Genomic DNA, 24,212 nt, shown 5'->3' with positions numbered 1-24,212 from the left:
GGGTCATCTCAAATTCTTAGATTGCAAATTTCTTATTTTATTTTGACATTTCCTCCCCAGGTTTTGTGCTTGATCCATTTTATCTTTAGCAAAAGTGGCCATAAATCAAGCATTGCACAATACCCACATTTAGTGATTTTATAAAAATACCTGCTTTTGATTAGAGTCAAAACCCAGCTCAGGTGTTTTTTAAAAAGCTTATTCTAAAACATTTGATTTACAAATTAAAAAACGCAATTACAGTTAACACAGTTTGTATTATATTTGCGTAAATAAAAAAAATGTCTGAAAAAATAACCCCATATAAAGACTCTTCTTTAGGTAAAAAAGAACAGGTTGCCCAAATGTTTGACAACATCTCTGGGAACTACGATAATTTGAATCGCGTAATTTCATTTGGAATCGATATTAAATGGCGAAAAAAAGTATTAAAAATAGTATCTGATACCAATCCGAAAATAATTCTTGATATCGCAACAGGAACCGGCGATTTGGCTATTTTAATGGCTCAGACTAAGGCTGAGAAAATCATTGGTCTGGATATTTCTGCCGGAATGCTTGAAGTGGGAAAGAAGAAAGTTGCAGATAAAAACCTTTCTACTATTATTGATTTAGTTTTAGGTGACTCAGAAAACATTCCATTTGAAGATAATTATTTCGATGCCATTACAGTTGGTTTTGGAGTTAGAAATTTTGAAAACTTAGAAAAAGGTTTTTCTGAAATCTTAAGAGTTTTAAAGCCGGGTGGTGTATTTGTTATTTTAGAAACTTCAGTTCCTGATAAAACTCCATATAAACAAGGATATAGATTTTACAGCAAAAATATACTTCCGATAATCGGAAAATTATTTTCAAAAGATAATTCAGCATATGGCTATTTATCAGAATCTGCGGCTGTTTTTCCTTACGGAGAAGCTTTAAACAATATTTTGAGAAAAATTGGGTTTATAGATGTTGTGGCAATGCCTCAAACTTTTGGAGTTGCAACCATTTATTCTGCTTCTAAAAAATAGTATGAAAAAAACAGTAATCTTACTTTTATTAGTCTTATCGACAAAAGGATATTCGCAATTTGCTAAGAGTATGTTTAGCAAGGACCCTATAATCAATCTTGAAAACTGGCAAAAACAACGCCTGTATTTTGGTTATTACCTGGGCTTTAATAGTTTTGATTTTAAATTTGACTACAAAACTCCTCCAGAACAAGATATTCAAGTAAAAAAAACAACCGGATTCAATGTGGGTGTTGTAGCTGATTTAAGACTGCAAGAGTACTTAAACTTGCGTTTTGAGCCTGGTTTATATTATACTAAACGCGATTTATATTTTCCGGAAGTTGGAGATTTAGAAAAAGATTACTTAAGAGAAGTAAACAGTACTTATATTCACTTTCCGTTATTATTGAAATTTTCAGCACTACGTACCGGAAACATCCGCCCGTATTTAGTTGGGGGAATGTCAACAACATTAAACTTGTCCAGCAATTCAAAATCTAAAGAAGACAACTACGAGGGTAAATTCAGAGTAAAACCTTGGACAGCAGCATACGAACTAGGTTTTGGAATTGATATTTTCTCTGAGTATTTTATTTTCTCTCCTTCAATCAGAGGTATGTTCGGAATTACAGATGAATTAATTCGCGACAATCCAGGTCAGCCGAGCGGATACACTGATAATATTGACTCAATGAAATCAAGAGCAATTTTAATAAATTTCACTTTTCATTAAAACAAATTCTTAACTATTTCGTTTAAATTCACTAAGAATAATTGCTGTTGCAGTAGCTACATTTAAACTTTCTGTTTTTTGTAGTTCTCCAAATCTTGGAATTGAGATTCGGCTGGTTACTATTTTTTCTATTTCTGCTGAAATACCATTGGCTTCATTACCCATAATAATGATTCCGCTTTGAGGCAGATTAGACTGATAGATATTATCACCGTCCATAAAAGTTCCAAAGACCGGTAATTTTGTTTGTGTGATAAAAGTTTTCAGATCAATGTAATTAACATTTACTCTGGCAATAGACCCCATTGTAGCTTGTACTACTTTTGGATTATAAATATCTACTGTTTCTTTAGAGCAAATGATTTGTTTGATACCAAACCAATCGCAAAGACGTAAAATTGTTCCTAAATTTCCGGGATCTCTAATATCGTCTAAAGCAATGATTAATCCTGAGTCGATTATTTTATTTTCGGCAGGGATTTTGAATACAGCCAAACAAGAATTTGGAGTTGCCAAAGCACTTATTTTTTTGAGTTCCTGCTCATTAATAAGCGTGCGCTTTGAAGACTGAACAGTCTCAAAATCATTTAAAGTCGTGTATAAATGTTCTAATTCAAAATTGGATTCCAACAATTCCTGAATTACCTTTACTCCTTCGGCAAAAAATAATTGATTTGCGAAACGCTGCTTTTTTTGATGTAAACCTGTTATAAGTTTTATTTGGTTTTTACTAACCATAAAATAATGTACTTTTGAATTAAATATTTAAAAACACTTGAAAAAGAATTCCACAAAAATAATAGCATTTATTCTAATAGCAATATTTATTTGCGCTTGTGATGCTGTAAAAAGAGTTCCTGATGGAAAAAAGCTTCTTGTAAAAAATAATATTCTTGTAAATGGGAAGAGCACCAATGATGAAACTGCATCAAATCAGATGTATCAAAAACCAAATGGTACTTTACTAGGTTATAAATTGCGTTTAAATTTATACAATTTAGCTAATTTAAATCCGGATTCTACATATCAGGCTAAATTTAAAAATAATCCAGGCTTGTATGAGCGTCAGTCAAAATTTTTATCAGCAAAACAAGTCGATCGTCTTGGGCAATCCTTTTTATATAAAGGTATTCATGAATTCTTAAAAAACACTGGTGAACCACCGGTTATTATTGATACTACAAAAACAAAAAAAACATTATTACGTTTAAAATTCTACTATTTCAACAATGGTTATTTCAATGTAAAAACAGATTATACGATTGATAGCATTGCTCCAAAAAAAGCAAAAATCAATTACAATATTCTTACCGGGCCAGGTTATACTTTAGATTCTATCAGAACAACTATTTTAACTCCCGCCTTAGATTCTTTATATAAAACAAATCCGGAGCCTTCTGTCTTAAAATCCGGCAATCAATATAAAACTTCTGATTTTGAAGAAGAAAAAAACCGTATAACAACTTATTTCAGAAACCACGGTGCTTATTTCTTTCAACCAACTTATGTTACTTTTGATATTGATACCATTGGCAAAAAAAACAAAGCAGACATTAATCTAAAAATTGGTAACAATAATATCCAGGAAAGAGATTCAAGCAGATCTGAACCTTTTAAATTGTATAAAATAAGTGATGTAAATATTTATACCGATTATTCTGCAGCTAATGCAAAAAGCAAAATAACAGACAGTACAACTTATAAAAACTTTAATCTGTACAGTTACAAAAAACTAAAATACAAACCGCGCGCTATTACGGATGCCATTTTTATTAATAAAGGAAGCACTTATTCTGACACAAGAACAACACTTTCATCACGTTACTTAAACAACCTGAAGATTTTTAATTATCCCTCTATACAATATGAGGTTGATAAAAGAGATTCTACTGCGCAGTCCTTAATTGCGAATGTTTATCTGACACCAAGAAAAAAATATAGTTTTGGAGCCACTCTCGATGTAACACATTCCAATATTCAGGATTTTGGAATTGGAGCCAGTGTTTCAGAAACGATTCGAAATGTTTTTAACCGAGCTGAAACACTTGAAATTTCTGCTCGTGTAAATGTTGGATCATCAAAAGACATGGCCAACCCTAATGATAATTTCTTTAATGTCTCGGAATATGGATTTGATACTAAGCTTAATTTTCCGAGAATCTTAATGCCTTTTGGAACCGAAAAAATTATCCCAAAAAGAATGATTCCGTCTACCAGTATTGCTGCAGGTTTCTCAAAGCAACGTAATATTGGTTTGGATAAGGAAAATTTTACCGGCGGATTATCTTATAATTGGTCACCTAAACGTTTAAATACCGTTAAACTTGAAGTACTGAATGCTCAATTTGTACGTAATTTAAACCCTGACAATTATTTTAATGTTTATACTTCATCATATGATGAATTAAATGGTATTGCAAATGTTTATAATACAACACCAAGCAATGTTGACGAAAATGGAAATCTAATAATTTCATCAGGAACAACCGGTTTTACTAATGATGTTTTAACCGAAAAGACTGTATTGACACCTGAAGACGAACAATATCAAGACGTGAAGAGTATCGAAGAACGAAGAGTTCGTCTGACTGAAAATGACTTTATTTTAGCCTCAAGTTATACGTTTACCAAAACAACAAAAAAAGATCTTGCTGATAATAATTTCTATCAATTTAAAGCAAAAATTGAATCGGCGGGAACTTTGTTATCTGCTGTTTCAAATATAGCAAATCTTCAAAAAAACGTGAATGGTAATTATGTAATATTCAACTTAGAATATTCAGAATATCTTAAAACAGAATTCGATTATATTAAACACTGGGATTTTGGAAAAGAAAAAGTTTTGGCTGTTCGAAGCTTTTTCGGAATTGCGATCCCTTTTGGTAACTCAGATTATATTCCGTTTTCACGAAGTTATTATTCCGGAGGTTCAAATGATAATCGTGCGTGGCAACCTTACTCATTAGGTCCGGGAAGCACAGATGCTTTAGACGATTTTAATGAGGCCAATATGAAAATTGCATTAAGTGCCGAATTCCGATTTAAAGTTTTTGGAGATGTTAAAGGAGCTGTCTTTGCAGATGCCGGAAATATCTGGAATGTGCTCGATAATGTTACAGATGAGAAGGCAAAATTTAACAACGTAAACGATTTAGCTGAGATTGCTTTAGGGACGGGATTCGGATTACGATACGATTTAAGCTTCTTTGTTGTTCGTTTAGATTTAGGCTTCAAGACTTATAATCCGGCGCATGAGAAGGGAGACCGCTGGTTCAAAGAGTACAATTTTGGGCACTCGGTTTTAAATTTTGGAATAAATTATCCTTTCTAATGCTAATTAATTCTTATTTTTGCAACCTAAAAACCTAAAAACAACTAAAAAAAATTACAATGGCACACAATATTAAACCAGGAGTAGCTACAGGAGATCAGGTACAAGAGATTTTTAATTATGCGAAAGAAAAAGGATTTGCACTTCCAGCAGTAAATGTTACGGGGTCAAGCACAATTAATGGAGTTCTTGAAACTGCAGCGAAACTTAATGCGCCAGTTATCATTCAATTTTCAAACGGAGGAGCACAATTTAACGCAGGAAAAGGATTGTCTAACGCAGGAGAAAAAGCAGCAATCGCTGGTGGAATCGCAGGAGCAAAACATATTCACGCTTTGGCAGAAGCTTACGGAGCAACTGTAATCTTACATACTGACCACTGTGCAAAAAAATTATTACCTTGGATTGATGGTTTGTTAGATGCATCTGAAAAACATTTCGCAGAAACAGGAAAACCATTGTTCAGTTCACATATGATCGATTTGTCTGAGGAGCCAATCGAAGAAAACATCGAGATCTGTAAAGAGTATTTAGCTAGAATGAGTAAAATGGGTATGACATTAGAAATCGAGCTAGGTATTACAGGTGGTGAAGAAGACGGTGTTGACAACTCTGATGTTGACAGTTCAAAATTATACACACAACCAGAAGAAGTAGCTTATGCTTACGAAGAGTTATCTAAAGTAAGTCCTAAATTTACAATTGCTGCAGCTTTTGGAAACGTTCACGGTGTTTACAAACCAGGAAACGTAAAATTAACTCCAAAAATCTTAAAAAATTCTCAGGACTTTGTTCAAAACAAATTCAACACTGGTCATAACCCGGTAGATTTCGTTTTCCACGGAGGTTCAGGTTCTACACTTGAAGAAATCAGAGAAGGTATTAGCTACGGAGTTATCAAAATGAATATTGATACAGATTTACAATTTGCATATACTGAAGGAATTCGTGATTATATGGTTAAAAACCTTGACTATTTAAAATCTCAAATTGGCAACCCAGAAGGTGCTGATGTTCCTAACAAAAAATATTATGACCCAAGAAGATGGGTTCGTGAAAGCGAAGTAACATTCAACGCAAGACTTGAACAAGCTTTTGCTGATTTAAATAACGTAAACACGTTATAAAAAGTAATCAGTGTACAGTTTTAAGTATTCAGCTCGAATACTTAAAACTGAATACTACTGAACACTGAAATTTTTATTACTGAACACTGATACTAAAAGAAATGGCTTGGTTTAAAAGACAGGAAAAAGGAATTACGACCGCGACAGAAGATAAGATGGACGTTCCGAAAGGATTGTGGTACAAATCTCCTACTGGAAAAATTATTGATGCAGACGAATTAGCCAGAAACTTATTCGTAAGCCCTGAAGATGATTTTCACGTTCGAATTGGAAGCGCAACCTATTTTGAAATTTTATTCGACAACAACGAATTTGTTGAGTTAGATAAAAACATGACATCAAAAGATCCTCTGCATTTTGTGGACACAAAAAAATATGCAGAAAGATTAAAAGATGTAATGGAAAAAACACATCTTAAAGATGCTGTTCGTACAGGAGTAGGAAAATCTAAAGGAAGAGAGCTTGTAATTTGCTGTATGGATTTCGCCTTCATTGGTGGATCTATGGGAGCTGTTGTGGGTGAAAAAATTGCCAGAGGTATTGATCACGCAATCAAAAACAAATTGCCTTTTGTAATGATTTCTAAATCAGGTGGAGCTCGTATGATGGAAGCGGCTTATTCGTTAATGCAATTAGCTAAAACATCAGTAAAACTGGCGCAATTAGCAGAAGCTAAATTACCTTACATTTCACTTTGTACGGATCCAACAACTGGAGGAACAACTGCATCTTACGCTATGTTAGGAGATATTAATATTTCTGAGCCAGGTGCTTTGATTGGTTTTGCCGGACCTCGTGTTGTTCGTGACACAACTGGTAAAGATTTACCAGAAGGTTTCCAGACTGCTGAGTTTCTTTTAGAGCACGGTTTCCTTGACTTTATCACGCCTAGAAAAGAATTAAAAGACAAGATTAACTTGTATATCGATTTGATTCAAAATAATACAATTAGATAGTTTTAAACTTCTAAATCATATAAAATCCCATTCGCTCTGCAAATGGGATTTTTTTATATCTTTATTTTAAATCTGATTTCTATGACGCGAGTTTTTATTGGTTTTATGGTTTGTTTTATTTTTTTGAATTGCAACAAGAAAGAAAGCCAGAAAAAAAACACTTCTTATGTGATTTCAATCGAAAAGAGCAAATTATTAAATGAATTAAAAAAGAAAAAAATTCCACCCCCTCCTTCTGGATTTTACTCTTACAATAATTTAATTATAGATCAAAAAGGCGATTTTTATTTTTATCAAAAAGAATATACGCCTTGGCATTGCATTCCATCTGAAAAAGATACAATTCCAGATTTCTTTAACATTAAACCAATTGAGATAATTAAAGTTCCAAATAATAGCATTGTTGATTTTATAAAACAAAATGTTGCAAGTAGAAATAAAATGAAACGTATGCTTGTAATTGCGTCTCAAAATGATACTATAAAAAATAATGCTCTGCTTTCTTATTTAAATGAAAACCAACTAAGATCTTTTTCTACAAGAAGAACAACACAAGAAGAAGATACAGTTTTAAAATACAAGAAAAACAATGAATTTTACAATTATGAAGATATTAAATGGAATCAAAACAGAATAATACTTCCATTCATAAAACCCAAATTATAAAGGAAAAAATACTTTCCATCCACAATAAATTCCTTAATTACACTGTCTTTTTCAAATCCTTTTTCAATTCTTTTTCTGCAATTTTAAAAGCTAGTTTCTCACGCCATATAGCATAACGCTCTCTAAAAACTATTTTTATAGCGCTATCTACTGCACCATGCATGAATAGACTCCAGACACTGGCCATTTTTCGTGTTATCGATCGATCCCATGCACGAAGACTTAATGAAAAAGAACCATCTACGTAGCGCATCCAATGCCACATTCCGGTTGGCATGAACAAAGTATCTCCGTGTTCCAGAAAAACTTCATAACCTTCTACACCTTTTAGAGCGGGAAATTTTTCAAAATCCGGATTGGCAACATCATAATCTTCTAAAGCATAGGTAGTATTTGGAACGCAATAAAGTCTTTTCTTCCATTTATAATCAAATAATATAATATGCTTTCTTCCTCCGAAATGGGTATGAAAAAGATGCGGTAAATCGATATCATAATGTAAAAAAGTAAAAGCACTTGAACCTCCAAAAAACATAGCAGGCATACTTTCTATAAAACCGCCCATTAATTCCTTTGGGACTTTTACATCATTTATTAATTCTGGTCTGTGTTTAAAAAGATTGAAGAAAAATATACGGAGTTGCGTTGGCTCTCTTTTTATTAAATCCAGATATTCTCCAAATTTCATACTCGCAATAGAGGCATTGATTACTTTGGTAGGATCTGCTTTTGAATTATCAACCAGTTTTACCTCAATATCCCCTGCGATTTCCTTAAAATAATCCGTGGTCCATTTTTCTCTGGCCGGCCAGTCTTTTGTTAAACCTTTTATAATTAAAGGCTTCCTTTTATCTAAGTAGTTCTTTTTAAAATCTTCTCTAGAAATAGACTCAACAGTATCGACAGGTTTTAAGTTAAAGCTCATTTATTTATTGATTTAAATTTCTACCTACCAAGTAAGTATCTACTCCTTTAAAAAAATCACAACTAATAACACAAAAGAAACTTACTACATCCCAGTTCGAATAGCTTCAACAGGATCTAAGTTCGCTGCAGAAATTGCTGGCAGAATTCCGGATATTAACCCAATTATGGCTGCTAACGTAGTTCCTAAAATTACATTTCCAAAGCTTAAAACGAATTCGAAGTCAAGCACTTTTGTCAAAACAAGTGCGATCCCCCAAACCATTAAAAGCCCAATTATTCCGCCAATAACAGAAAGAATTATAGCTTCAAATAAAAATTGAAATAATATAAAACGATTTTTCGCCCCCAATGATTTTTGAATTCCAATTAAATTGGTTCGTTCTTTAACCGAAACGAACATAATATTAGCAATTCCGAAGCCTCCTACTAAAAGAGAAAATCCGCTAATAATCCAACCCACAACATTCATCTGACCTAAAATTCCGTCAATAAAATCAGTAAATCCAGAAAGAACATTCACAAAAAAATTATCTATTTCACCCGCTTTCATTCCACGGATGGCTCTTAATTTTTGTGCAACTTCGGCTTTATAAGCATCCATATCGACACCTTTAACCGGTTTTAAAACAATTACTGGTGTCATGGCATCACTATCGCCATACATTCTGCGTAAAAAATTTGCCGGAAAATAAACCGATGTATCATTACTATCTCCAAAAAATCCCGCACCCATTTTTGTCATAACGCCAATAACAGTAAAACGTTGTCCATACAAACGAATACTTTTTCCGATAGGATCATCAGAACCAAAAAGTCCGGTGGCAATTTCATATCCTAAAACAATTACCGGTGATCCGGAATTAGATTCCGATTCGGTATAAAATCTTCCCTTATCAAAAGTTAATCCGTCAATGTCAACCATTTCATAAGAAGAAGGAACCATATTAACATCGGCAACAGTTTTTGAATCATATTTCAAACTTTCTCTATTTACAAAAAGCTGATAACCGACCTGCTGTGTATTGTTGAGTGAATTTTTTAAAGCGATATATTCATCATATTTCACATTTGGAAACTGCTCTCTTTTCCATTGCGGAATTTCTGATGGCCCAAAGCAAAATTTCATTAAATAAATTGTATTTTTATCTAAGCTGCTCAAATCTTTAGAAATTTTACGATCCAGAGAATCGACAGCAGCCAAAACAGCGATAATCGAAAAAATACCAATTGTAACACCCAACAACGACAATAATGTACGCAATTTGTTATTTCGCAAAGCATTTATGGCAAAGCTCAGACTTTCCTTTAATAATCTTAAATAAAGCAGCATATTTTCGTATTTTTCAATAAAGTAAAATTCAATAAATTAAAATCAAAAACCTAATAAAAGTTAACTTACTCATCAGTAGTTTTTTTTAAGATAATGTTACATTAATTTTCTTTAAAATAATATTTAAAAAAACTACTTTTGCAGTCTGAAAATCATAACTACACAATGAGTACAACTAAAACAATACAATCAGCATTAATATCTGTTTTTTCGAAAGATGGACTAGAGCCAATCGTTAGAAAATTACACGAGCAAAACGTAACTCTTTATTCAACTGGAGGAACTGAAGATTTCATTAAAAATCTTGGAATTCCTGTAGTTCCGGTAGAAGATATAACTTCATTTCCTGAAATTCTTGGAGGAAGAGTAAAAACTTTACACCCAAAGATTTTTGGCGGAATTTTAAATCGTCAGGATAATGAAAGTGATGTTCAACAAATGAAGGAATTTGATATTCCGCAGATTGATTTAGTTATTGTTGATTTATATCCTTTTGAAAAAACAGTTGCTTCTGGTGCAAGTGAACAAGATATTATTGAAAAAATTGATATTGGTGGAATTTCATTGATTCGTGCCGGTGCAAAAAATTTCAAAGACACTGTAATCGTAGCTTCAGTAAATGAATATAGTTTACTTTTAGATTTGATCACAGAACAAAACGGAGCAACAACATTAGAAAACAGAAGATTATTGGCTACAAAAGCATTCCACGTTTCTTCTCACTATGATGGTGCTATTTTCAATTATTTCAATACAGATGAAACCATCTACAAAGAAAGCATTGCTGACGGGCAGGTTTTAAGATATGGCGAAAATCCACACCAGAAAGGATTTTTCTTTGGAGATTTTGAGGCTATTTTCAAAAAAGTTCACGGAAAAGAATTGTCTTACAACAACTTATTAGATGTAGACGCTGCAGTAAATTTAATTAATGAATTTAAAACTGACGGACCAACATTTGCTATTTTAAAACATAATAACGCTTGTGGTTTAGCTTCAAGAAAAACAATTAGCGAAGCTTATTTAGCAGCTTTGGCTTGCGATCCTACATCTGCTTTTGGTGGAGTTTTGATTGCAAACACTAAAATTGATTTGGCTACAGCACAAGAAATCAATAAATTATTCTGTGAGGTTGTAATTGCACCAAGTTATGACGATGATGCAATTGCAGTTTTACAAGAAAAGAAAAACAGAATTATATTAGTTCAGAATGAAGTTGAATTACCTTCAAGACAAGTAAGAACATGTCTTAATGGTTTGTTAATTCAGGATAGAAATAATATTACAGATACTAAAGAGCATTTAAAAACCGTTACTATCACAGAGCCAACTGCACAAGAGATAGAAGATTTAATTTTTGCTTCTAAAATTTGTAAAAACACAAAATCAAATACAATCGTATTTGCTAAAAACGGAACTTTAATTTCATCAGGAACGGGTCAGACCTCAAGAGTTGATGCTTTGATGCAGGCTGTTGATAAAGCAAAAGCTTTCGGATTTGATCTGACAGGAGCTTCAATGGCAAGTGATGCATTTTTCCCTTTTCCGGATTGTGTAGAATTAGCTAAAAAAGCGGGAATTACAGCTGTAATTCAGCCAGGAGGATCAATAAAAGATGAATTAAGCATCAATTATTGCAATGAAAATAATCTTGCAATGGTATTTACAGGAACACGTCATTTTAAACATTAATTTGTTTAACTTTGTTCGATAATTATTTATAACATTTTAAACCCCTAAAAAACTTATGGGATTTTTTGATTTCATGACCGAGGATATTGCGATAGACCTTGGTACCGCAAACACTTTAATCATTCATAATGATAAAGTTGTTATTGATAGTCCGTCAATCGTTGCACGTGACAGAATATCAGGCAAAATCATTGCTGTTGGTAAGGAAGCCAACATGATGCAAGGTAAAACGCATGAAAACATCAAGACCATAAGGCCTCTGAAGGATGGTGTAATTGCCGATTTTGATGCTTCAGAAAAAATGATCAATATGTTCATTAAGAGCATTCCGGCATTGAAAAAAAGAATGTTTACTCCAGCTTTAAGAATGGTAGTATGTATTCCTTCTGGAATCACTGAGGTTGAGATGAGAGCTGTAAAAGAATCTTGTGAAAGAGTAAACGGAAAAGAAGTTTACCTGATTCATGAGCCAATGGCAGCAGCAATTGGTATTGGTATCGACATCATGCAGCCAAAAGGTAATATGATTGTTGACATTGGAGGTGGTACAACTGAAATTGCTGTAATTGCATTAGGTGGAATTGTATGTGATAAATCTGTAAAAATTGCAGGTGACGTTTTCACAAATGATATCGTGTATTACATGCGTACACAACACAATCTTTTTGTGGGAGAAAGTACTGCTGAAAAAATAAAAATTCAAATTGGAGCTGCTATCGAAGATTTAGACGGTCCTCCAGAAGATATGTCAGTTCAGGGTAGAGATTTACTTACTGGGAAACCAAAACAAGTAGATGTATCCTACCGTGAAATCGCAAAAGCATTAGACAAATCAATTCAACGTATTGAAGATGCTGTAATGGAAACTTTATCGCAAACTCCTCCTGAATTAGCGGCCGATATCTACAACACAGGTATTTACTTAGCTGGTGGTGGATCTATGTTGAGAGGACTTGACAAACGTATTTCACTAAAAACAGACTTACCTGTTTACATTGCCGAAGATCCTTTAAGAGCAGTAGTTCGTGGAACTGGAATGGCATTGAAAAACATTGCAAAATTTAAAAGTATCTTAATTAAATAAGATTCAAAATAATAACCAATATTTTTTTATTAGAGTCAAATAATCAAATTTGACTCTAATAAAATTGGAACCCAAAAAGCATATCCTGAAACAAAATAACCAAACAAGAAATGCAGCAAATTTTTAATTTTATTATAAGAAACAGTAATCGATTGCTGTTTTTGCTGCTTTTAGGTATTTCGTTGGCTCTCTCAATTCAATCGCATTCCTATCACAGAAGCAAAGTAATCAGCTCGGCTAATTTTTTAAGCGGAGGTGTTTACGAAAGAATCAATCATGTGAATGAATATTTGAATTTAAGAACCGAAAACGACGAACTTGTACTTGAAAACGCAAGATTAAAAAGTCTCCTTTTTAACAAAGAGGACACTAGCAAATTACCGTTACCAGATAGTATAAAAGGTGTAAAACCTGCAGATATTATTGTTTCAAAAGTAATTCACAACTCTTATAACAGACACGAAAACTACATTACGTTAAATTCCGGAGCAAATGAAGGAATTAAACCAGATATGGGAGTAATTAATAGTTTAGGAATTATTGGAGTGGTAGACAATACATCACCAAGATATTCAACAGTGATAAGTATTTTGAATATGAAATCACAGATCAATGCTAAGCTAAAAAAATCCAATCACTTTGGTTCGTTGACCTGGAATGGAAAAAGCACAGGATTTGTTCAGTTAGAAGATGTTCCAAGACTAGCTTCTGTAAAAAAAGGAGACACCATTGTCACAGGTGGACAATCTGTAATTTTTCCTGAAGGAATTAATATTGGCACAGTGGATATTGTATACAAAAAAGAAGGCACAAGCTATTATGTCATAAAAGTTAAGTTATTCAACGATATGACAAACTTAGGCCACGTATATGTTATCAAGAGTAAAGATAGAGAAGAACTTATTAATTTAGAAAACAAGGAAAAAGATGAATAGCGCATTGTTAGTCAATATTTTTCGATTCATTATGTTACTTGCAATTCAGATTGTTATTTTTAACAATATGAATTTCTTAGGATACATAAGTCCTTTTCCGTACATTCTATATATTATTCTTTATCCTGTAAACAGCAACAGATCAGGTTTAATAATTTCAAGTTTTTTACTTGGTCTTACGATGGATATGTTTTGTAATTCGGGAGGAATTCATGCTACTGCATGTGTTATTCTCGCTTATTACAGGCCTTACATCTTTAAATTTTCATTTGGACTGAGTTATGAGTATCAAACGATAAAACTAAATGAATCACTAACACCTGAACGTTTTTCGTTCATACTTGTTTCCGTTTTATTACATCACATAATATTATTTACTCTCGAAGCGTTTCAGTTTAAATTTATTTGGGATATTTTACTCCGAACCCTATTTAGCACCATTTTTACAATAATTATTTCAATCATAATAATATATCTTATTAAGCCCAATAAACGATGAGAAAAGTTTTGCTGCCCTCCTTAATTATTATCGCAGCATCTTTGCTGTTGATCAGGGTATTTTATCTGCAAATTATTGATGATTCATTCAAATTAAAATCAGAGAATAACGCGATAAAAAAACAGTATGACTATCCTGAAAGAGGTTATATTTATGACAGATATGGTAAATTATTAGTTGCCAATCAGGCTTCTTATGATATTATGGTTATTCCTCGCGACATTAAAGAAAATCTTAATGTTGACGAATTTTGTACTTTATTAAATATTACTAAAGAAGATTACGAAAAAAGAGTTGCTAAAGCTAGAGTATATAGCCCTCGTTTACCTTCTGTGTTTTTATCACAATTAAACAAAAGTGAATTTGCTGCCTTTCAGGAAAAAATAAGAAAGTTTGATGGATTTTATTTCCAAAAAAGATCGCTTCGTGATTACGAGGTAGATTATGGCGCAAACATTTTTGGTTTCATTACTCAGGTAAACGAAAGATTAATTGCCAAAAATCCTTACTATAATAGTGGAGATTTAATCGGACAGCAAGGGGTTGAGCAAAGTTACGAAGAAGTTTTACGCGGCATAAAAGGTGTAAAATACATTCAAAAAGATAAATACAACCGAGAAATAGGTTCCTATAAAAACGGAAAATATGATACGATCGCTGTCGCCGGAGAAGACATCAATATAACTATTGATGCTGAATTACAAAAGTACGGCGAAGAATTAATGATCAACAAAAGAGGTGGAATTGTTGCCATTGAACCAAAAACAGGTGAAATCTTAGCATTAGTTACGGCTCCGTCTTATGATCCGGGAATTATGGTTGGAAGACAAAAATCTAAAAATTACACACTTTTATATCACGATTCGATTGCAAAACCATTATACGACAGAGGACTTCTGGCAGAATACCCGCCAGGATCACCCTTTAAAATCTTAACAGGTTTGGTAGCGCTTCAGGAAGGTGTAATTGATGAGCACACCACTTTTATGTGTCACCATGGTTTTAGCTATGGTAGAGGTCGTTTTATGAAATGCCACGGTTTTGGACCGCATCAATTAAATAATGGTATCTACAATTCCTGTAATACCTATTTTGCACAATCCTACATGTTAACCATCAATAAATACAATAATCCTGGTAAGGCTGTAGATATTTGGAGTGATCACGTAAAAAGTTTTGGATTAGGTCAGTTTATGGGATATGATTTACCAACAGGTAAAAGAGGAAATATTCCAACTTCTAAAACCTATAAAAAAATATATCCGAATGGTGGATGGAGAAGTACAACAATTGTTTCTAACTCAATTGGACAGGGAGAAGTTTTAATGACACCTATCCAACTAGCCAACATGATGGCAACAGTTGCAAATCAGGGTTATTACTATACCCCTCATATCATTAAAAAGATTGAAGGCAAAAAAATAGACGCTAAATTTACAACCAAACACGAAACTACTATTGACAAAAAGTATTTCCCGCCGGTTATAGCAGGTTTATTTGATGTATATAATAAAGGAACGGCTTATGCCCTTAAAGTAGAAGGAATTGATATTTGTGGAAAAACAGGTACTGCTGAGAACTACACGAAAATAGGTGGTGTTAGAACAAAATTAAAGGATCACTCTATTTTTGTGGCTTTTGCCCCAAAAGACAATCCGAAAATTGCAATAGCCATTATGATTGAAAATGGAGGTTTTGGCGCAACTGTTGCAGGTCCGATCGCCAGTTTAATGATTGAAAAATATTTAAGAAAAAAGATCACCAGAACTGATTTAGAAACTAGAGTTTTAAACAAAAGTTTAGCTGTTGAATATGCAAAATTAGGAGGTATGAATGAAGCGAGCGCTATTGAAACTACACCTAAAGATTCTGTTTTAAAAGCTAAAATTATTGTTCCAAAGGCAGTAGTTCCGAAAACAGAAATTAAAAAAACAAAAGTAGACACCACTAAAAAGAACTAACAAAGATTATTTCAAATGAAAAATCAAAGTGTAAAAAATAACATCGACTGGATAAGTGTTTTTATCTATACTGCGTTAGTAATATTAGGGTGGCTGAACATTTATTCTTCATCATTATTATCGACAGAAGGAACTTATCAAAAACAATTAATTTTTATTGGTTGTACTATTCCTTTAATATTCGTTGTCCTTTTTGTTGATGGAAAGTTCTATGAAAAATATGCCAGTATTATTTTTGGAGTTTCTCTATTATCGTTGGCAGGATTATTTGTATTTGGAAAAACAATTGCCGGTCAAAGATGTTGGTACGCCATAGGAAGCTTCACCTTACAGCCCTCTGAGTTTGCTAAAGCTGCAACTTCATTGGCATTGGCCAAATATTTAAGTGACACCCAAATTAATCTAAAAGACGTAAACAGGCAAATTCAGGCTCTAGCCATTGTCTTTTTACCAGTATTACTAATTTTACCCCAACCCGATCCCGGAAGCGCTCTTATTTACAGTATTTTTATTATTGTATTATATAGAGAAGGTTTACCGTCATGGTATGTCTGGACAGGTTTCATAACCATTTTATTATTTGTCCTTACACTTGTTTTAGAACCTTATGTCGTTATTTTAATTGCCTTGGCCGTTCTTATGATTATTCATTTCAAAGGAAGAGTTGTCGACAGAAACATTATTTTAAGCGGCATAATATTGCTTGGTATCTCTGCCTTTGTTTTTTCTGTAGATTATGTTTTTGATAATGTTTTTAAGCAACACCACAGAGATCGTTTTAATATCTTGTTAGGAAAAAGTGTTGACATGAAAGGTATTGGATACAATACCAATCAATCAGAAATTGCGATTGGATCAGGAGGCTGGATTGGAAAAGGTTTCTTGGAAGGAACTCAGACCAAAGGAGGATTCGTACCAGAGCAACATACCGATTATATTTTTACAACAGTTGGTGAAGAATGGGGCTTTGCTGGTTCGTTTGTGGTGATTGCACTTTTTGCCGGCCTATTTTTACGGGTTATTTATTTAGCAGAAAGACAAAAAACAAAATTCAGCAGGGTTTACGGCTATTGTGTTGCCGCTATTTTATTCACGCACTTCTTTGTAAACATAGCAATGGTTATCGGAATATTTCCGACTATTGGAGTACCACTACCCTTCTTTTCTTATGGAGGTTCCGGACTCTGGGGGTTCACGATTCTATTGTTTATATTCCTAAAAATGGATGCCAACAAAGTAAATGAATGGTAATTTTAAATTTCAATTTTATCCCGAAACTTCGGGACCAAATTCCAATAAAATGAATTTAGAATCCTTTGAATTATTACAACAAAAGAACTTGGTTCTTCTAGATATAAAAAAAGTCCGAAGTTAAAACTTCGGACTTTTTTTATATCTAGAATTTGTAGTCTTATATTTTTTCTATTGGTCTTTTCTTTAACAGTTTAAGCAACACAGGAAAGGTAGATATAATTATAATAATTACGATAATATATTCTATGTGATGTTTTAGATCTATTCCTTGCTTTAAAAAGACACCGTATAAATAATGTCCAGAAAAAATTAATATAAAGGACCATAAAAAAGAGCTCAACACATTAAAGAACATAAACTTCTTTTTATCCATAGAAACAATACCCGCTATAATTGGAGCAAAAGTTCTGAAAATTGGTAAAAAACGCGCGTATATGATTGCCTTTCCGCCATATTTTTCAAAGAAATCTTTTGATTGCAACAAGTACTTCTTTTTAAACCAAAAAGTATCTTCTTTCTTAAATAAATAATAACCGCTTTTAGCACCAAACCAATAACCTGTCATATTTCCTAAAACACCCATAATAGCTACTAGTGTCGAAAGCAAAAAAACATTGATAAAATCACTCGGAATATAAACAACATTTTGAACTAAATCGCGGCTGTATATCCCTGATAAAAAAAGCAAACTGTCTCCGGGAAGAAAAAAACCTGCAAAAAGTCCTGTTTCAGCAAAAACGATAAACAGCACTATGTATAAACCAATTTGAAAACCGCCGATACTTAAAGTTATATAAAATTCAGGGTTGACTAATTGAGTCCAATCAAAATTATTCATAAAATGAGTTTGGTTACATTTATAAGTTTGTGAAAGTAAGAATAATTTAGTTTAACCACAATAAATTACGGCATTTTAAAGATAAATTAACGATAAAGAAAGCCAAGCATTGGCTTGGCTTTCTAAAAAATATTAATCTCTTTCGTACTTACAACATGTATGTAAATTATCGTAATCTGTCTGTGTTGCTTTTACTTCTTTGGTATCGTGACCTACTTTTGCAATTGCTTTGTTTAAATCCTCTGGAGAACTCTTCTCTTCATTCAAAATAACTGTTAACTGATGCGAACTGATATCCCAGCTGGCCGTCTTTACTCCAGGTACACTAAAGGCCGCTTTTTCAATACGCTTTTTACACTGCTCACAGTTTCCGTTAACTTCGGTAGTATATTTTAAATTCTTGTTCTTTTTTGTTTGAGCCTGAGCTGAAAAACCTAAAAAAGTGATCATTGCAATTAAAATTAAATTCTTCATTGTATTAGTTATTTAGTGTTATTGTAATTGATTTTAAAATTGATATTGTATTTCTTATTTTATTTTGAAGCGTAATCCCGCATAATACATTTGTCCAAAAATTGGTGCGTAAGCTATGGAAGCATCAAAATTTGGTCCAAATGGATCTTCGGTACCTAAAATTGCTTTCTCCTGTTTATAATTCCCGATGTTTTCTCCTCCAATATATACTTCAAAAACTGGCGAAAAAACCCTTGTAACCTGAACATTCATGACAGCGTATGAAGGTGAAAATTCAGGAAACTGGTCTTCTACCGGATTCGATGCCGTATAAGGTAATTGTTGTTCTCCTGACCAATTAAAAGTATAATCAAACTTCCATTGTTTATCATCATCCATTGGAGTCTCATATTCTAAATTTCCTAAAAAACGATGTTTTGCCTGAAGCGGACGTTGAAAAGTTCCCTTCAAATAATCTGTTTGTATATCATAATATTTGTAGGCAGTTCTTAAATTCAGATTATGAATTAACTCGTAATTGAATTCCACTTGAAAACTATTGGCAAAAGAACTTCCCTTTAAATTATAAAACAAAACATCTTGCGGACTTTGCATCAAATCGACAACAGCCTGATTTTGAAAATCAGTTCTATAGAAATCAAAACCAGCTTCGGCATTTTTATTAAAAAGTTTAAACTTCTGCGAAAAACTAACGCCGTAATTCCAGGCAATTTCAGGATTCAAGCCGTAAATTTTTCCATTATTATCTAATATTGAAAACGTTCTGGAACTTGCAAACAACTGTTGATTCTCTGCAAAAATATTTGCAGAACGTTTTCCTCTTCCGGCAGAAAAACGAATCACCCCATTCTCCCAAGGATTATAGCGCATGTGCAAACGAGGCGTTACAAAAAATCCCAGTCGATTATGGTTATCTACTCTCCCTCCTAATATCAAACTGAAATTATCGGTATTATCATAGGTATATTCAAAGAATGCCCCAACCGAATTATCAATTCGGCTGTAATCTGTCACGTTCACAAATTCCTGATATTGATCGTAGGTAAAATTTAAACCTGTTGAGAATTTGTGCTTCGTATTATTAATAATCGAATTGAAGATCAAATTCGAATAAAAACTATTCTGCTTAATATCATACAGATTCAAACCAAAATAAGAATTTTGATTATGACTGTTAAAAGCATTTTGGAAACCAATACTCTGGTAAGGCATATCCTTAAAAACATACCCGATTTTAGTCGATACATCAAAACGTTCTGTATTGATTTCTGACCCCCAATGATTGGTTGTTCCACGATCTCTGTCTTTATCAAAATCAACTTCACCGGTTTGTTTTTTATCATTCATATATCTGAAATTGATAAAACTCACCAACCCACTTTCGGGATCATAATATTGATATCGGTTTAAAACATTGATTTGTTTTCCTAATGGATTATCCAAAAATCCATCATTATTCATATCGTTTTTGGCAACGCGGGTATTTCCGTGAACAAATAAACTCGTCGCCCATTTATCGGATATTTTTTTATTGAAGTGTGTATTCAATTCAAAACGGGCATCCGTAGATCCATAAGCATTTAGGAAAAAAGGAATATCGCTCAGCGGCTTTAAAAGCTCGGTATTTATTTGTCCCGAAATACTTTCATAACCGTTTATAACACTCCCCGCTCCTTTTGTAATCTGAACACTTTCTATCCAGGTTCCGGGCGTAAATGATAATCCATAAGCCTGAGAAGCACCACGAACTGATGGGATATTTTCTTCCGTGATCATTAAATACGGACTTGTTAAACCTAACATTTTTATTTGTTTGGTTCCTGTTAGAGCATCAGAAAAATTAACATCGATTGATGGATTGGTTTCGAAACTTTCAGCCAGATTACAGCAAGCGGCTTTTAGCAGCTCTTTACTTGTAATTATGGTTGTGTTGGATGTAAGTGTATAGGATTTTTTTATTCCTTTTTGCTTTTTAGTAACTTTTACTTCCTGTAAATCTTCTTGTGAAAAAACAAATACTGAAAGCAAAATCATACCCAACAGCATGATATTTTTTTGCATAAAAAATGATTTTAATAGTAATTAGAAAACTGTTTTTTTTGAAGTTTATCCTCAATAGAAAAACTAAAACAGCACACCACAAGCCACAGAAAGACTTGATTCTAAAATATTAAAATCAGGAGTAGAAAATATATTGATTGTATAATTTGAATAAGGGGGGCGCATTCGCATCAGAATAATACGAAATGATTTGATTGCTTTTAAAATTCGGAATTGACAAAAAAGCAATTGGTTGATATTCCTGAATTACTGCTGGAAAAGCAATTTGAAAAAAGAATATTTTGAAAGTAGCATTATCCGACTTCTTTTCGATGTGTACCACTTTATCTTTACAACAAGATGATTTTTTTTCCGCAGATCCGCAGCAGCTTTTTTCCGGAGCAGCCACAGCCGATGTATTTAAGGAAAGAGATGCTATTTCCCCTCCACAATAATGCACATCAAAAGCAAACCCAATGTTGGAGACCAACAGTAGGAACGCTAAAAATAATCCTGTGCACTTTTTTAAATTCATACTGCAAAACTATTTAAAAAACGGCAGAAAAGATTTAATGAAATGTTATTTTTTAAAATTTTGTTGCTGATAATAGAATGCAGGAATAAAAAGCAAAACAAATATGGGCTGAATGATAAATCGACGTACATAAAAAAGCAGCCAGTTCGCGTCAGGAAAATAATTCAGAATAACAAAAAACAAAACAAAAAGTATCACTAAAAAAAACAAATAAAGAAAAGTACTGAACTTTAAAATTTCTCCATCACGAAATAATGCATAAATAAGTATTAATGATAAAATAGTATTTAAAAAATATCGCAGAAAGAGTCCGCAGAAAAGTTTAAAAACGTCAACTTGAGGAAATGGTAAATTTTTAAAATCCAGCTCAAAATACTCTAAAAACGGATCATAAAACAATTGATTTTCAAATGTCCTGATTAATCCAAAACATAGTACTACAAATATTGCCGTTAGAATTTCAACCCCAGACTTCCTTATATTACTTCGCATATTTCGAAAATTTATTTACCCAAAATACCCATAAGATAAAAACCAATCCGTAAATAATTAAAGGAAATAAAACGCCGTGCAAGATATGTTCCTTTTCAGGGAAACGAAATAACAAAACGGTCAAAATTGCAATCCGAATCACATTTAAAAGATATATCAAAATACTTCCAGTTATTACAAACAGTAAAGTTGTTTTGAGTTTTCCGGAAAAAGCAATTATAAAAGACACAAACAAAATAATGACACTTATTGCATTGCAGCCTTCTACAATTCTAATCGTATATTTTTTATTATACCAAACTTCAAAATAAGGATGCAATACACTTTTCTGAATAAGGACATCACAATTAAACAAGTGCATTAGCCGTTCTACATTATAACTAACAATACTAGTTGCTCCATCAACATCATTGGCCGCGAAACTATTTAAATAAAACTTATAAAGTAAAGTCAATACAATATAAGCTGAAAAGAAGGTGCCTATAAAAACAAGAAAAGGCTTAAATTGTATTAAATATTTTTTCAAGAGATTTTTTTTTCAAATTTATGTATTTTTTGAGACTAGCTTTAAATACTTTTGTATAAAATTTTATATCATGACATTTCAGGAATTACAACCAAAAATAAGCGCTATTGTTATTGATAACAACGCAGAAAGAGACGAAAAATTATTGGCAATATGTCAGTTATTAAATGAAAATGTAGAATACTATAACTGGGTTGGTTTTTATTTTGCGAATCACGAAAACAAAACCTTACATCTTGGTCCCTATGTTGGAGCAGAAACTGATCATACCGTAATTCCTTTTGGAAAAGGTATCTGCGGGCAAGTTGCAGAAAGCAATGCTAATTTTGTAGTTCCGGACGTAGCTGCTCAGGACAATTATATTGCATGTAGCTTTACAGTAAAATCAGAAATTGTGGTTCCTCTGTTTGTGAATGGAGTAAACATTGGTCAGATTGATATTGACAGTCATGTTATTGACCCTTTTACTGAAGCCGACGAACGATTTTTGGAATTTGTAAATCAAGAGGTTGCAAAACTGTTTTAAAAGCAGTATTTTTAGTAGAAAAATAGACCTGAATGAAAAAAAAATTATTCATCTTATTTCTTCTAGTCCTTTCACTCAATACATCTGCACAAATTAATGTAGTCTCAAAGAAAATTTTTCTTGACTCATTAGATCGCGAAGCTACACCAGAAAACTATAGTTACACCAGAGTAATTACCAATTATTCTCAAAAAAGCGTCCGCTATGTTGTAACTGACTTTTACAAAAACGGAAGAAAGAAAATGACAGGCGCAACGTTAGATAAAGACATTTTGAAAAAAGATGGCCAATTTATTTACTATTATAAAAATGGCGCAAAAGAATCTGTTGTAGATTATTCCGAAGATCACAAAAAAGGCAAAGAGATTAACTGGTATGAAAACCAAATTAAAAAATGCGAGAAGCAGAATTTTTGGGATCCAAAAACTAAAAAATCTCAAACTTTAATCCTTAATTTCTGGGATCCGGATAAAAATCAAACCGTGGTTGATGGAAATGGAGAATATGAGGAAACTGATAAATTTATAACACAAAAAGGAGTTGTTAAAGATGGACTGAAACAAGGTGTCTGGCAGGGAAATGACATTTTACGAAAGACCACTTTTATCAATAATTATGATCGAGGTATTTTAATTTCGGGAGTAAGTTCAGACGAAAATAATACGAAGCTCTCTTATTCTTCATTAAATGAAAAACAAACTGGTAAAAAAGCAGAAAAGAAAAAGTAGTTTGTAACCGTTAAAAGCAGTTTCAAATAGCGATATTTAAAAACAAACAACCTCAAAATCAACAAATAAAAGATTTTATGTACCTTAAATTCGCTAATCATTAAAATTTTCAGTTTATAAATTTATTTTCTCAAAAAAAAGTTCTAATTTTGCACCCGTCTTACAAAAGTTGTAGAGACATACATAAAAATCATTAAATAATATTGGAATGTATTTAACTAAAGAAAAGAAAGAAGAGATTTTCGCTCAACACGGTGCTGCAACAAACACTGGAAGCGCAGAAGGTCAGATTGCATTGTTCACTTACAGAATTTCACACTTAACTGAGCACTTGAAAAAAAATCGTCACGATTATAACACTGAGCGTTCACTTGTACTATTAGTAGGTAAAAGAAGAGCTTTGTTGGATTACTTGAAAAAGAAAGAGATCAACAGATATCGTGAGATTATCAAAGTATTGAATATCAGAAAATAATCAATATAGAAAAGAGGTGCGAAAGTGCCTCTTTTTGTTTTTACATTACAAGCATTTTAAGAAAAAAAGTTTGGTTTTTCATTGGGTT

24 protein-coding genes are annotated in these 24,212 nt (G+C 32.7%); 15 read left to right on the top strand and 9 right to left on the bottom strand.

Features of this window, described 5'->3' with window-relative positions; all coding sequences use genetic code 11:
* The first annotated feature begins 281 nt into the window (after positions 1-281).
* The gene (ubiE, locus tag Q7C23_RS22145; protein ID WP_375034547.1) at positions 282-1,013 is read left to right on the top strand and encodes a bifunctional demethylmenaquinone methyltransferase/2-methoxy-6-polyprenyl-1,4-benzoquinol methylase UbiE; all 732 of its coding nucleotides are present in this window, start codon (positions 282-284) and stop codon (positions 1,011-1,013) included.
* 1 nt (position 1,014) lies between these two features.
* Positions 1,015-1,728 (top strand): porin family protein, encoded by a 714-nt coding sequence (locus tag Q7C23_RS22140; protein WP_375034546.1) that lies wholly within the window; start codon positions 1,015-1,017, stop codon positions 1,726-1,728.
* A 9-nt stretch (positions 1,729-1,737) separates the two neighbouring features.
* Here the strand turns inward: Q7C23_RS22140 and Q7C23_RS22135 are convergent, their stop codons facing one another.
* Positions 1,738-2,466, bottom strand: coding sequence for a TrmH family RNA methyltransferase (locus Q7C23_RS22135; RefSeq protein ID WP_375034545.1), 729 nt, complete (start codon positions 2,464-2,466; stop codon positions 1,738-1,740).
* Positions 2,467-2,503: 37 nt separating this feature from the next.
* Between Q7C23_RS22135 and Q7C23_RS22130 the strand changes: the two genes are divergently transcribed.
* From Q7C23_RS22130 to Q7C23_RS22115, 4 genes are all read left to right on the top strand, one after another.
* Positions 2,504-5,059, top strand: coding sequence for a BamA/TamA family outer membrane protein (locus Q7C23_RS22130; RefSeq protein WP_375034544.1), 2,556 nt, complete (start codon positions 2,504-2,506; stop codon positions 5,057-5,059).
* Positions 5,060-5,118: 59 nt separating this feature from the next.
* Positions 5,119-6,186 carry a class II fructose-bisphosphate aldolase gene (fbaA, locus tag Q7C23_RS22125; RefSeq protein WP_026983882.1) on the top strand — a complete coding sequence of 356 codons (1,068 nt, stop codon included), beginning with the start codon at positions 5,119-5,121 and terminating at the stop codon, positions 6,184-6,186.
* A 101-nt stretch (positions 6,187-6,287) separates the two neighbouring features.
* On the top strand, positions 6,288-7,142 hold the full coding sequence (accD, locus tag Q7C23_RS22120; protein WP_026983883.1) for an acetyl-CoA carboxylase, carboxyltransferase subunit beta: 855 nt from the start codon (positions 6,288-6,290) through the stop codon (positions 7,140-7,142).
* 168 nt (positions 7,143-7,310) lie between these two features.
* On the top strand, positions 7,311-7,808 hold the full coding sequence (locus tag Q7C23_RS22115) for a hypothetical protein (RefSeq protein WP_375034543.1): 498 nt from the start codon (positions 7,311-7,313) through the stop codon (positions 7,806-7,808).
* A gap of 37 nt (positions 7,809-7,845) precedes the next feature.
* Here the strand turns inward: Q7C23_RS22115 and Q7C23_RS22110 are convergent, their stop codons facing one another.
* Complete coding sequence (locus Q7C23_RS22110) at positions 7,846-8,733, bottom strand: cupin-like domain-containing protein (protein ID WP_375034542.1); 888 nt, start codon at positions 8,731-8,733, stop codon at positions 7,846-7,848.
* Between the two features lie 84 nt (positions 8,734-8,817).
* Positions 8,818-10,065 carry an ABC transporter permease gene (locus Q7C23_RS22105; RefSeq protein ID WP_375034541.1) on the bottom strand — a complete coding sequence of 416 codons (1,248 nt, stop codon included), beginning with the start codon at positions 10,063-10,065 and terminating at the stop codon, positions 8,818-8,820.
* A 165-nt stretch (positions 10,066-10,230) separates the two neighbouring features.
* On the opposite strand from Q7C23_RS22105, the gene purH reads away from it, so the two are divergent.
* The 6 genes from purH (at position 10,231) to rodA (ending at position 17,487) form a co-directional block, all read left to right on the top strand.
* Positions 10,231-11,757, top strand: coding sequence for a bifunctional phosphoribosylaminoimidazolecarboxamide formyltransferase/IMP cyclohydrolase (gene purH, locus Q7C23_RS22100; RefSeq protein WP_375034540.1), 1,527 nt, complete (start codon positions 10,231-10,233; stop codon positions 11,755-11,757).
* A 55-nt stretch (positions 11,758-11,812) separates the two neighbouring features.
* Complete coding sequence (locus Q7C23_RS22095) at positions 11,813-12,841, top strand: rod shape-determining protein (RefSeq protein WP_026983887.1); 1,029 nt, start codon at positions 11,813-11,815, stop codon at positions 12,839-12,841.
* A 110-nt stretch (positions 12,842-12,951) separates the two neighbouring features.
* Complete coding sequence (gene mreC / locus Q7C23_RS22090; protein WP_375034539.1) at positions 12,952-13,776, top strand: rod shape-determining protein MreC; 825 nt, start codon at positions 12,952-12,954, stop codon at positions 13,774-13,776.
* Complete coding sequence (locus Q7C23_RS22085) at positions 13,769-14,275, top strand: hypothetical protein (protein ID WP_026983889.1); 507 nt, start codon at positions 13,769-13,771, stop codon at positions 14,273-14,275. The genes mreC and Q7C23_RS22085 overlap by 8 nt, the downstream gene beginning before the upstream one ends.
* Positions 14,272-16,236 carry a penicillin-binding protein 2 gene (gene mrdA / locus Q7C23_RS22080; RefSeq protein WP_375034538.1) on the top strand — a complete coding sequence of 655 codons (1,965 nt, stop codon included), beginning with the start codon at positions 14,272-14,274 and terminating at the stop codon, positions 16,234-16,236. The genes Q7C23_RS22085 and mrdA overlap by 4 nt, the downstream gene beginning before the upstream one ends.
* Before the next feature lie 15 nt (positions 16,237-16,251).
* Positions 16,252-17,487 carry a rod shape-determining protein RodA gene (gene rodA / locus Q7C23_RS22075; protein ID WP_375034537.1) on the top strand — a complete coding sequence of 412 codons (1,236 nt, stop codon included), beginning with the start codon at positions 16,252-16,254 and terminating at the stop codon, positions 17,485-17,487.
* 160 nt (positions 17,488-17,647) lie between these two features.
* Here the strand turns inward: rodA and Q7C23_RS22070 are convergent, their stop codons facing one another.
* The 6 genes from Q7C23_RS22070 to xrtF form a co-directional block, all read right to left on the bottom strand.
* On the bottom strand, positions 17,648-18,328 hold the full coding sequence (locus tag Q7C23_RS22070; RefSeq protein WP_072970378.1) for a DedA family protein: 681 nt from the start codon (positions 18,326-18,328) through the stop codon (positions 17,648-17,650).
* A 132-nt stretch (positions 18,329-18,460) separates the two neighbouring features.
* On the bottom strand, positions 18,461-18,802 hold the full coding sequence (locus Q7C23_RS22065; RefSeq protein ID WP_072970377.1) for a heavy-metal-associated domain-containing protein: 342 nt from the start codon (positions 18,800-18,802) through the stop codon (positions 18,461-18,463).
* A 54-nt stretch (positions 18,803-18,856) separates the two neighbouring features.
* Positions 18,857-20,863, bottom strand: coding sequence for a TonB-dependent receptor plug domain-containing protein (locus Q7C23_RS22060; protein ID WP_375034536.1), 2,007 nt, complete (start codon positions 20,861-20,863; stop codon positions 18,857-18,859).
* Positions 20,864-20,978: 115 nt separating this feature from the next.
* Entirely contained in the window at positions 20,979-21,377 is a 399-nt protein-coding gene (locus tag Q7C23_RS22055; protein WP_375034535.1) for a hypothetical protein, read from the bottom strand.
* 45 nt (positions 21,378-21,422) lie between these two features.
* Positions 21,423-21,869, bottom strand: coding sequence for an exosortase F system-associated protein (locus Q7C23_RS22050; RefSeq protein ID WP_375034534.1), 447 nt, complete (start codon positions 21,867-21,869; stop codon positions 21,423-21,425).
* Positions 21,859-22,395, bottom strand: a complete 537-nt coding sequence (xrtF, locus tag Q7C23_RS22045; RefSeq protein WP_375034533.1) for an exosortase family protein XrtF — start codon at positions 22,393-22,395, stop codon at positions 21,859-21,861. The genes Q7C23_RS22050 and xrtF overlap by 11 nt, the downstream gene beginning before the upstream one ends.
* A 70-nt stretch (positions 22,396-22,465) precedes the next feature.
* Between xrtF and Q7C23_RS22040 the strand changes: the two genes are divergently transcribed.
* From Q7C23_RS22040 to rpsO, 3 genes are all read left to right on the top strand, one after another.
* Positions 22,466-22,921 carry a GAF domain-containing protein gene (locus tag Q7C23_RS22040; protein WP_375034532.1) on the top strand — a complete coding sequence of 152 codons (456 nt, stop codon included), beginning with the start codon at positions 22,466-22,468 and terminating at the stop codon, positions 22,919-22,921.
* Positions 22,922-22,953: 32 nt separating this feature from the next.
* Complete coding sequence (locus Q7C23_RS22035) at positions 22,954-23,649, top strand: hypothetical protein (RefSeq protein ID WP_375034531.1); 696 nt, start codon at positions 22,954-22,956, stop codon at positions 23,647-23,649.
* A 208-nt stretch (positions 23,650-23,857) separates the two neighbouring features.
* Positions 23,858-24,124 carry a 30S ribosomal protein S15 gene (gene rpsO / locus Q7C23_RS22030; protein ID WP_026983900.1) on the top strand — a complete coding sequence of 89 codons (267 nt, stop codon included), beginning with the start codon at positions 23,858-23,860 and terminating at the stop codon, positions 24,122-24,124.
* Positions 24,125-24,212: the final 88 nt, after the last annotated feature.

The sequence above is a fragment of the Flavobacterium sp. LAR06 genome (genome assembly GCF_041946075.1).
In the GTDB taxonomy this organism is placed as follows: Bacteria; Bacteroidota; Bacteroidia; order Flavobacteriales; family Flavobacteriaceae; genus Flavobacterium.
Note: the sequence above shows the minus strand (reverse complement) of the source record. Positions and strands in the feature narration are given on the sequence as shown.